12 protein-coding genes are annotated in these 8,702 nt (G+C 70.4%); 6 read left to right on the top strand and 6 right to left on the bottom strand.

Annotated features, from left to right (window positions below; all coding sequences use genetic code 11):
• Nucleotides 1-192: 192 nt before the first annotated feature.
• Genes GXW79_RS21125 through GXW79_RS21110 form a run of 4 tightly spaced genes read right to left on the bottom strand, consistent with a single transcriptional unit; the run spans nucleotide 193 to nucleotide 2,739 of the window.
• The gene (locus tag GXW79_RS21125; RefSeq protein WP_211876438.1) at nucleotides 193-855 is read right to left on the bottom strand and encodes a MotE family protein; all 663 of its coding nucleotides are present in this window, start codon (nucleotides 853-855) and stop codon (nucleotides 193-195) included.
• Nucleotides 852-1,292 carry a DUF6468 domain-containing protein gene (locus GXW79_RS21120; RefSeq protein ID WP_211876437.1) on the bottom strand — a complete coding sequence of 147 codons (441 nt, stop codon included), beginning with the start codon at nucleotides 1,290-1,292 and terminating at the stop codon, nucleotides 852-854. Before GXW79_RS21120 ends, GXW79_RS21125 begins: the two co-directional genes overlap by 4 nt.
• The gene (fliM, locus tag GXW79_RS21115) at nucleotides 1,289-2,227 is read right to left on the bottom strand and encodes a flagellar motor switch protein FliM (RefSeq protein WP_211876436.1); all 939 of its coding nucleotides are present in this window, start codon (nucleotides 2,225-2,227) and stop codon (nucleotides 1,289-1,291) included. The genes GXW79_RS21120 and fliM overlap by 4 nt, the downstream gene beginning before the upstream one ends.
• Entirely contained in the window at nucleotides 2,224-2,739 is a 516-nt protein-coding gene (locus GXW79_RS21110; RefSeq protein WP_211876435.1) for a flagellar basal body-associated FliL family protein, read from the bottom strand. The genes fliM and GXW79_RS21110 overlap by 4 nt, the downstream gene beginning before the upstream one ends.
• A gap of 238 nt (nucleotides 2,740-2,977) precedes the next feature.
• Between GXW79_RS21110 and flgF the strand changes: the two genes are divergently transcribed.
• From flgF to GXW79_RS21080, 6 genes are read left to right on the top strand one after another with little or no spacing between them, the layout of a single operon-like run.
• Nucleotides 2,978-3,721 (top strand): flagellar basal-body rod protein FlgF, encoded by a 744-nt coding sequence (gene flgF, locus GXW79_RS21105; RefSeq protein ID WP_211876434.1) that lies wholly within the window; start codon nucleotides 2,978-2,980, stop codon nucleotides 3,719-3,721.
• 12 nt (nucleotides 3,722-3,733) lie between these two features.
• Nucleotides 3,734-4,519 carry a flagellar basal-body rod protein FlgG gene (flgG, locus tag GXW79_RS21100; protein WP_211876433.1) on the top strand — a complete coding sequence of 262 codons (786 nt, stop codon included), beginning with the start codon at nucleotides 3,734-3,736 and terminating at the stop codon, nucleotides 4,517-4,519.
• Complete coding sequence (gene flgA / locus GXW79_RS21095) at nucleotides 4,519-5,478, top strand: flagellar basal body P-ring formation chaperone FlgA (protein WP_211876432.1); 960 nt, start codon at nucleotides 4,519-4,521, stop codon at nucleotides 5,476-5,478. The genes flgG and flgA overlap by 1 nt, the downstream gene beginning before the upstream one ends.
• Nucleotides 5,475-6,209: a flagellar basal body L-ring protein FlgH gene (gene flgH / locus GXW79_RS21090; RefSeq protein ID WP_211876431.1), complete on the top strand. Its 735-nt coding sequence runs from the start codon at nucleotides 5,475-5,477 to the stop codon at nucleotides 6,207-6,209. The genes flgA and flgH overlap by 4 nt, the downstream gene beginning before the upstream one ends.
• A gap of 45 nt (nucleotides 6,210-6,254) precedes the next feature.
• Nucleotides 6,255-6,974, top strand: a complete 720-nt coding sequence (locus GXW79_RS21085; RefSeq protein WP_211876430.1) for an MORN repeat-containing protein — start codon at nucleotides 6,255-6,257, stop codon at nucleotides 6,972-6,974.
• A 3-nt stretch (nucleotides 6,975-6,977) separates the two neighbouring features.
• Entirely contained in the window at nucleotides 6,978-7,685 is a 708-nt protein-coding gene (locus GXW79_RS21080) for an SOS response-associated peptidase (protein ID WP_211876429.1), read from the top strand.
• Between the two features lie 157 nt (nucleotides 7,686-7,842).
• Here GXW79_RS21080 and dksA read toward each other — a convergent pair whose 3' ends face one another.
• Nucleotides 7,843-8,262 (bottom strand): RNA polymerase-binding protein DksA, encoded by a 420-nt coding sequence (gene dksA, locus GXW79_RS21075; protein ID WP_211876428.1) that lies wholly within the window; start codon nucleotides 8,260-8,262, stop codon nucleotides 7,843-7,845.
• 135 nt (nucleotides 8,263-8,397) lie between these two features.
• Nucleotides 8,398-8,702 (bottom strand): flagellar assembly protein FliX (locus tag GXW79_RS21070; RefSeq protein ID WP_281414784.1); only part of this gene is annotated, 305 nt, incomplete at its 5' end.

Below are 8,702 nucleotides of genomic sequence, written 5' to 3'. Positions count from 1 at the left end.
CCCGGCGCGGCGGGGCCGGCGCGGCAACGCGCGGTGCGGCGGTGGCGGCCGGACGTGGCGAGGCCGAGGGCGCCGGCTGCGACCACGCCCGCGACGCGAGCATGCATCCGGCCAACAGCACCAATGCCCAAGGGCACAGCCACGTCGGCCGCCACCCATGATTGATGCCGGCATCCTTGGCCATGGGCGGCGTCACTGGTTCGGGTTGCGCTGGGCCCGATGGCGCGCGAGTTCGGCGGTCAGTTGCCGCGCACGCTCGGGGCGCATCGCACCCAGCACCGGCGCCGCCTTCCGCTCGCCCATCCGATCCATCACCTGCACCAGCACGGGCATCTCCAGCTCGTCGAAGATCGCCGCCGCGTCGCGCGGGCGCATGCCCTCATACAGCCGCACCAGGCCGCGCCAGCCGGCATCGTCGCGCTCGCCGCGGGCACGTTCCAACGCCTCGAGCCGATCGCGCATGGTCGCGAGTTCGGCGATGCGCGCCTGCACGCGGCGCTCGGCGGCGCCGAGCATGACCTCGCGCGCCACGATCGCCTGCTCGCGCTGGTCGATCTCCGTCCGGCGTTCGCGCAGCGCGTCGAGCACGGCACGCTCGGCGAGCACGGCGGGGTCGGCGTGCGACGGCGCCGCGGCGGGCGGCGGCGGGGCGGGTGCAGCCTGGCGCGGCGGCGGGTCGGCCGAGGCATTGGCCGGGCCGATGACGCTGAGCCCCGATGGGCGCGGCAGCACCCGCGCCCCGGTCGTCGGCTCCATCGCACCAACCGCGGCGCGCCACAGCGTCTCCGCCTTGAGCAGCATCAGCAATGCCATGGCGCCCACCAGCACCGGCAGGATGCGCGGTCGCATCCTCATCGGGCAAGCTTCAGGGCGCGGATCAGGTCGCGCTCCGCCTGGCTGCGCGCGGGCGCTTCGGGCGGCGCGGCGGCCTCGGCGCGGATCGGCACCACAGGCTCCGCCACGATCGGCCGCACCTGCCGCACCAGGCCGTCGAGCCTGTCGGCGAGGCTGTCGGCCCGCTCGATCAGGTAGCGCAGATCATCCCGCAGCTTCTCGCCGGCCAAGCAGCGCTCGCTGATCTGGCGCAGCCCCTCGTCGGTGGTGATGCGCATCCGGCGCAGCGTCGCCTCGGCCGCCGTCGCTGCTTCGCCCAGGCCGCGGGCCGAGCCATCCATGGCACCGCGGTCGCGCCGCAGCCCGGACAGCCCGCGCTCCAGCCGGATGGTGAAGGGGATGGCCACGACGAGCAGCACCAGCACCGCGCACTGCAGCGTATATTCGAACCCGGTCATGCCGTCTCCATCGCAGGGTCGCGCAGCTCGCGCTCGATCCGGATGGCGAGGCGGTCCTCGCGGCGGCCGAGCTGCGCCTCGAACAGGGTGGTCTCGCCGCAGCGCAGCCGCACCGGCGCGCCGGGGCTGACGCCGAGGCCGATCTGGTCGCCCACCTTCAGCGCCAGCAGAACCGACAGCGGCACCGGTTGCTCGGCGAGGACCACGTCGAGCGTGACCTCGGTGTCGCGCAGCCGTTCGGCGAGGTGGCTTTCCCAGATCCGGTCGCGGCCGAACTTCTCGCCCATGAACTGCTGCAGCAGAAGCTCGCGCACCGGCTCGAGCGTGGCGTAGGGGAGCAGTATCTCGATGCCGCCACCGCGATCCTCCATCTCGACGCGCAGCTTCACCAGGATGCACGCGTTGGAGGGCCGGCTGATCGCGGTGAAGCGCGGGTTGACCTCCAGCCGCTCGAAGCGGAAATGCACCGGGCAGACGGGCAGGAAGGCGTCGGTCAGGTCGCCGAGCACCACCTGCACCAGCCGCTCGACCAGCGTGCGCTCGATGGTGGTGAAGGTGCGGCCTTCCATGCGCATCGCCGCCGTGCCGCGCCTGCCGCCCAGCAGCACGTCGACGATGGAATAGATCAGCGGTCCGTCGATCACGAGCAGGCCATGATTGTCCCATTCGGGCGCGGCGAAGACCGCGAGCATCGCCGGCTCCGGCACCGCGTTGAGGTAGTCCCCGAAGCGGAGCGAGGAGATGCCCTCGATCGAGACCTCGACATTGTCGGAGGTGAAGTTGCGCAGCGTGGTCGACAGCAGCCGAACCACCCGGTCGAACACGATCTCCAGCATCGGCAGGCGTTCATAGGTGACCGTCGCGGAGCCGATGATGCGCTCGATGCCGGAGGCGGTCCCGTCGATATCCTCCTCGGCCAGCGCCATCTCGCTCATTGGACGAGGATCTCGACGAACAGCACGTCGCTGATGCGCGCCGGCGCGGCGGCGATGTTGGCCCTCGCCATGAGCTCCTCGCGCAGGCGGTGGGTGCCGGCCGAGCCGCGCAGCTCCTCGGGGCGCATTTCGCGCAGGTAAGTCTGGAACAGGTCGACCAGGCGCGGCATCGCGGCCTGCACGGCGGCGACATCCTCGGCGCGCGCGACCTCAATCTTGCTTCGCAGCTTGATGTAGGTGGGCCGTCGCCCCGGCGCGTTGAGGTTGGCCAGGATTTCGGGCATGTCGATGAACGTCGGCACCGGACGCGCCTGCTCCGCCGGTGCGCCGGGGGCGGGTGCCGCGGCCGCCGGCGGCGCGGCGTGACCGAGCACCCCGGACAGGATGCCGCTGAACCACAGCCCCGCGCCGATCCCGATAAGGCCCAGCGGAGCCACGATCAGCAGCAGCCGTTTGCGGCCGCTCCTGGCTTGCCTAGAGTCGGCATCGGGCGCATCGGCCGGTTCGGACATCCCGCTCTCCGCATTTTGCTGCGCATGACCCAACCATCCCAGCGCCGGGACGGAACACGCGCAGCATCGCCGCAAAGCCTTAAGGAAGACTTGCACCCGGCCGCTTCTGCTGCCGCCGGGCAGGAATTGCCCGGCAGGGGCAGGCGCCGCAGCGCGCGGCGTGGTGCGGATCTGGCACGCGGCTTGCGCTTCACTGGGCAGGACAGACGCGGCCCGTTCGGCCGCAGGAGCGCACCCGATGGACACGCCTGGCTACGTCATCCTCTCCCGCCTGACCGTGCAGAACCGCGCGACCGCCGTGCTCGCGAACAACGTCGCCAATGCCGATACGCCGGGCTTCCGCGCCCAGCGCATGGTCTTCGCCGAGATGGTGGAGCGCGGCAGCGACGTCGCCGGCCCCGCCAGCGCGCGCCCCACCTCCTACGTCCAGGACCGCGCGACCTGGCGCGAGATGGAGAGCGGCACCATTGCCCAGACCGGCAACCCGCTCGACGTCGCAATCTCCGGCGAGGGTTTCTTCGCCATCGAGACCCCGCGCGGCGAGCGCTTCACCCGTGCCGGGCGATTTTCGATCGGCGCCGAGGGCCGCATCGTCGACATCGAGGGCCATGCCGTCCTCGGTGCGGCCGGCCAGCCGCTCGCCATCGCCCCAGGCGACACCCGCATCGAGATTCTGGGCGATGGCACCATCCGCTCCGAGAACGGGCCCATCGGGAAGCTCCGAGTTGTGCGCTTCGAGAACCCACAGGCCCTGCTGGCGGAGGGCGACCGCAATTTCGACGCCGCCGCCGAGCGCCCCATCCCGGTCGAACGCCCTGGCCTGGTGCAGGGTGCGGTCGAAGGCAGCAATGTCCGCCCGATCATGGAGATGACGCGGCTGACCGCCGAGCTGCGCGAATTCCAGTTCGCCACCCAGTTTTCCGAACGCGAGAACGATCGCCTGCAAAGCGTGATCGACCGCGTCCTCCGCCGCCGCAGTTAAGGACCCCGCCCCATGCGCTCACTCTCCATCGCCGCCACCGGCATGATGGCCCAGCAGACCAATGTGGAGGTTATCTCCAACAATATCGCCAACCTCTCGACGACGGGGTTCAAGCGGCGGCGCGCCGAGTTCCAGGACCTGATCTACCAGAACATCCGCCGCGCCGGCGCGCAGTCCTCGGAATCCGGCACCGTGCTGCCATCGGGCGCGCAGGTGGGCCTGGGCGTGCGCACCTCGGCGATCTACCGCATCTCCGAGCAGGGCAATCTGCAGCAGACCGAAAACCGCTTCGACATGGCGATCCGCGGCAATGGCTATTTCCAGGTCACGCTCCCCTCGGGCGAGACCGGCTATACCCGCGACGGTACCTTCGGCTTGTCGGCAGAGGGCCAGCTGGTGACCGCGGAGGGCTATACCGTGCTGCCCGGCATCACCATCCCCGCCACCGCCCGCGACGTGACCATCAACGCCTCGGGCGAGGTGCTGGTGAAGTTGGACAACCAGGTCGCGCTCTCCAATGTCGGGCAGGTGCAGCTCGCGATCTTCGCCAATGAGGGAGGGCTCGACGCGGTCGGCGGCAACATGTTCCTGGCCACACCCTCCTCGGGTGCCGCGCAGCAGGCCGCTCCCGGCCAGGCCGGCTTCGGCCAGGTGATGCAGGGCTTCATCGAGACGTCGAACGTGAACGTCGTGCAGGAGATCACCTCGCTCATCACCGCCCAGCGCGCCTATGAGATGAACTCGAAGGTGATCACCGCGAGCGACGAGATGCTGTCTACGCTGACGCGGCTTCGCTGATGCGCGGCATCCTCCTCGCACTCCTGCTGCTCGCCGCGCCTGCCAGAGCACAGGACATGGCGGCGGCGCGGCCGATGGCGGTGGTCGACGGCGAGACCATCCGCCTCGCCGATCTCTTCGATCATGCCGGGCCACGCGGAGAGGCGGTGCTCGGCGCCGCCCCGGCGCCAGGCCGGCGCATCATCATCGAGGCGGCGCAACTCGCCGCCATCGCGCGCATCCACGGTATCGCCTGGCGACCGCTCGGCGCCAACGAGCGCGTCATCGTCGAACGCCCCGGTCGCCCGGTGACGCGCGAGGCGCTGATGGAACCGCTGCGGGCCGAGCTCCTCGCCCTGGGCATGGACGCGGATTCCGAACTGGAGATCCCCGGCCTGATCCCGCCGATGGTCCCGGTCCAGGCGCTGGTGCAGATCGCCTATGAGGGCAGCCATTTCGACCCGGCGACGCAGCGCTTTTCGACCACTCTCGTCATCCTCGCCGAAGGGCAGCCGAGCCTGCGCAACCGCCTCGCCGGCCGCGCGCTGCCGACGCTGCCCGTCGTGGTCGCCACGCGGCGCATGGTGCTAGGCGAGGTGGTCGGCGCTGGCGACGCCCAGCTCATTCGCGTGCGCGCCGAGCGCGTGCGACCGGGGACAGCATCGCGCCTGGAGGAGGCCGTGGGCAAGCAGCTGCGCCGGCCGATGGGCACCGGGATCGCGCTGATGAGCGCCGATCTCGGCCCTCCAGCCCTGGTTGGCCGCAACGAGCCGGTGACGCTGATCGTCGAAGCGCCGGGCCTGTCCCTCGCCGCCGCCGGCCGCGCGATGGAGACCGGCGCTATGGGGCAGATCGTGCCGGTGATGAACCTCGCTTCCCGCCTCATCGTCGAGGGCCGCGTCATCGGTCCCGGCCGAGTGCGCGTCACACCTGGGGCCGCGCCGCTACAACAGGCCCGCCTGGTGGACACTGCGCCATGACGCGCCTGGCTCCCCTGCTCGCCGCCCTGCTGCTCGCCGGCTGCGGTACCATGGACCGCCTCTCCCGCCTCGGGCGGGAGCCCGACATGGCGCCCATCACCAGCCCCACCGAGGACCCGCTCTGGCGCCCCGTCTCGATGCCCATGCCCAGCGCGCAGCCGCCCCCCCCCGACGGCAACAGCCTCTGGCGCCCGGGCAGCCGCACCTTCCTGCGCGACCAGCGTGCGGCACAGGTGGGCGACCTCATCACCGTGCTGGTTTCCATCCAGGACACGGCGAACCTGTCCAACCGCACCCGGCGCAACCGTGCGAATGCCGAGGGGATGGGCCTGCCGCGCATCGGCGGGCTGGAGGCAAGCCTCACGCGCATCCTGCCCAACAGTATCGATCCCTCGCGGCTGATCGAGGCCAGCAGTTCGTCGGACCTGGACGGCAATGGCTCCATCGCGCGCAACGAGACGGTGACGCTGCGGGTGGCGGCGACGGTCGCGCAGGTGCTGCCGAATGGAAACCTCGTCGTCGCCGGCCGCCAGCAGGTGCGGGTGAACAGCGAGCTGCGCGAGATGCAGGTGGGCGGCGTGATCCGCCCGCAGGATATCGCCTCGGACAACACGGTGCGCCATGACCGGCTCGCGGAAGCCCGCATCGCCTATGGGGGCCGCGGCACCATCACCGACGTGCAGCGCCCACGCCTGGGCCAGGAGCTGATGGATATCATCCTGCCCTTCTGACGCGCGCCGTCCTATCCTGCCGCCGGACATCCATGGAGAATGTCGATGCGGCTTGCGATCGGGATTTGCGCGGCGCTGCTCTTGGGCGGCGCGATCGGCGAGGCGCCGGCGCAGACCGCGCCCAATACGTCGCGCACGCCGGGCCGCGCCGCGCCGCCACCATCACCGGGGACCGCCCCGCCGCTGGGCACCTATGTCGGCACCGCGAATGGCGCTTGCCGCATCTGGGTGCCGGGCATCGTCACCGGCGCCGTCGAATGGACCGGCGGCTGCCGCAACGGCCTGGCCGAGGGTCCCGGCACCGCCACCTGGCCGAGCGCGCAGGGGGCCGTCGCCACCACCGGCAATTTCCGCAACGGCGCCTTGAACGGCGCCGGCAGCCGCGCCAACGCCGATGGCGGCCGCTACGAGGGCGCCTTCACCATGACCATGCCACACGGGCCGGGCGTCTACGTCGCCGCGAATGGCCAGCGCTATGAAGGCCCCTTCGTCTGGGGCGCGCCGAACGGCATCGGCCGCGTCACCTTCCCCAATGGCGACCGCTTCGAGGGCGGGGTGGTGAACGGGATGGGCGACGGCCAGGGCATCTACACCTGGGCCAATGGCGACCGCTACGAGGGCAACCAGACCGCTGGCTACCCCGACGGCCAGGGCCGCTTCGTCAGTGGCAACCAGGTCTTCGAAGGCACCTGGACGCGCGGCTGCTACTACGGCGCCGGCGGCACCCGAATCGCCGTGGTACGCCCGATGGCCGAGTGCCGCTGACCCATGTGCGGCCGCTACCTGCTGCAACGCGCGCCGGGCGCGCTCCAGCGGTACTTCCAGGCGGTGAACCCGACGCCGAACCATCCGCCGTCATGGAACATCGCGCCCACGCAGGTGAGCCTGGTGGTGCGGCGCCACCCGCAATCGGGCGAGCGCCATCTCGATGCACTGCGCTGGGGACTGGTGCCGCGCTGGGCGAAGGATATCACTGGTGCGGCACGGCTGATGAACGCACGCTCCGAGGGGATTGCGCAGAAACCCTCCTTCCGCGAGGCCTTCGCCGATCGCCGATGCCTGGTGCCGATGGACGGCTTCTACGAATGGCGCAAGCAGGGCGCCGGCAAGCAGGCCTATGCGGCTGCACTCCGTTCCGGCGAGCCGATGGCGATGGCCGGGCTGTGGGAGGGATGGAAGCAGCCGGACGGCACCTGGCTACGCACCTACACGATCATCACAACGACGGCGAACGCCAAGCTCTCTCTCGTGCATGAGCGGATGCCGGTGATCCTGCCGCCCGAGACCTGGGAGGAGTGGCTGAGCGGCGCAGCGGATGAGGCGGTGCTGCGCCCCTACCCGGCCGAGGGGATTGCGATCTGGCCGGTGGACAATCGCGTGGGCCGGTTCGCGGAGAACGACGCGGCGCTGCCGGCGAAGATCGGGGCGCCGGATACGCCGGCGGAGTTGGACGACGAACCACCGAATTGGGAGTGAACAAAGGTCGGGGAAAAGAATTTCCCGCGCAAACGTATACGTTTTGCGCCGAGTATTTTATGATTATTGATTTATGCCGACCTAACAGCCAGCACCAAAAAATCAAAAATTAAAGATTGGGGGTCTGGGGGAAATTCTTTTCCCCCAGTCTTTGTTCTCAATCGTCGCGGTGGACTTTTTCCATCTTCTCGTGGCGCTCCTGCGCCTCGATCGACATGGTCGCGATCGGCCGCGCCTCGAGCCGGCGCAGCGCGATGGGCTCGCCGGTATCCTCGCAATAGCCGTAGGTGCCGTTCTCGATCCGCTCAAGCGCCTGGTCGATCTTGCTGATCAGCTTGCGGGCGCGGTCGCGGGTGCGCAGTTCCAGGGCGCGGTCGGTCTCGACGCTGGCGCGGTCGGTGAGGTCCGCCTCGGCGATGCCGCCTTCGGAAGAAAGGGAGGAGAGCGTCTCGCCCGCCTCGCGCACCAGGTCCTGGCGCCAGCGCAGCAGCTTCTGGCGGAAATACGCCTGCTGCATGGGGGACATGAACTCCTCGGCATCCGAGGGACGGTAGTCCGGCGGCAACGTCACGAGCATCGCATTGTCCCCCGCCCCCGGGTTCGCCGGACCGTTGCCGGTCGCAAACCCCTCCTGGGCGAGCGCTCTATACGCGCGACAGGTCGCGGACGCCAAGGGGGAGAATAGGGTCAAGGCTCTGGCCCGTCGCGATTTTCACTCCGGTGCCACATCAATCCCGTGGCGCAGCCGCGCGAGTTCGACCCGGGCGCGCAAAGTGATGTCCGCGAGCAGCGCAGCGAGCGCCGGATCGGCCGCGGCCTCGCCTTCGCTGAGCGCGGCGAGACGTGCGGTGACGGCGCTATCGACACTGCCGCGCAGCAGCCCCGTCTGCAGCGCGGCGAGGGTTGCGATGAGGGCCGCGCCGCGCGCCCGTGCCCGCGCGTCGCGTTCGGCCGCCGCGCCGGTTTCCTGCAAGGCGAGCAGCGACAGCCCCGGTGGCACCGCGGCGGCAAGCGGCC

The sequence above is a fragment of the Plastoroseomonas arctica genome, assembly GCF_018128965.1.
In the GTDB taxonomy this organism is placed as follows: domain Bacteria; phylum Pseudomonadota; class Alphaproteobacteria; order Acetobacterales; family Acetobacteraceae; genus Plastoroseomonas; species Plastoroseomonas arctica.
This window is presented reverse-complemented; position numbering and strand designations above follow the sequence as displayed.

Coding starts and splice junctions, on each gene's coding strand:
- GXW79_RS21125 (WP_211876438.1), bottom strand. CDS start 855: ATGAGGATGCGACCGCGCATCCTGCCGGTGCTGGTGGGCGCCATGGCA.
- GXW79_RS21120 (WP_211876437.1), bottom strand. CDS start 1,292: ATGACCGGGTTCGAATATACGCTGCAGTGCGCGGTGCTGGTGCTGCTC.
- fliM (WP_211876436.1), bottom strand. CDS start 2,227: ATGAGCGAGATGGCGCTGGCCGAGGAGGATATCGACGGGACCGCCTCC.
- GXW79_RS21110 (WP_211876435.1), bottom strand. CDS start 2,739: ATGTCCGAACCGGCCGATGCGCCCGATGCCGACTCTAGGCAAGCCAGG.
- flgF (WP_211876434.1), top strand. CDS start 2,978: ATGGACACGCCTGGCTACGTCATCCTCTCCCGCCTGACCGTGCAGAAC.
- flgG (WP_211876433.1), top strand. CDS start 3,734: ATGCGCTCACTCTCCATCGCCGCCACCGGCATGATGGCCCAGCAGACC.
- flgA (WP_211876432.1), top strand. CDS start 4,519: ATGCGCGGCATCCTCCTCGCACTCCTGCTGCTCGCCGCGCCTGCCAGA.
- flgH (WP_211876431.1), top strand. CDS start 5,475: ATGACGCGCCTGGCTCCCCTGCTCGCCGCCCTGCTGCTCGCCGGCTGC.
- GXW79_RS21085 (WP_211876430.1), top strand. CDS start 6,255: ATGCGGCTTGCGATCGGGATTTGCGCGGCGCTGCTCTTGGGCGGCGCG.
- GXW79_RS21080 (WP_211876429.1), top strand. CDS start 6,978: ATGTGCGGCCGCTACCTGCTGCAACGCGCGCCGGGCGCGCTCCAGCGG.
- dksA (WP_211876428.1), bottom strand. CDS start 8,262: ATGCTCGTGACGTTGCCGCCGGACTACCGTCCCTCGGATGCCGAGGAG.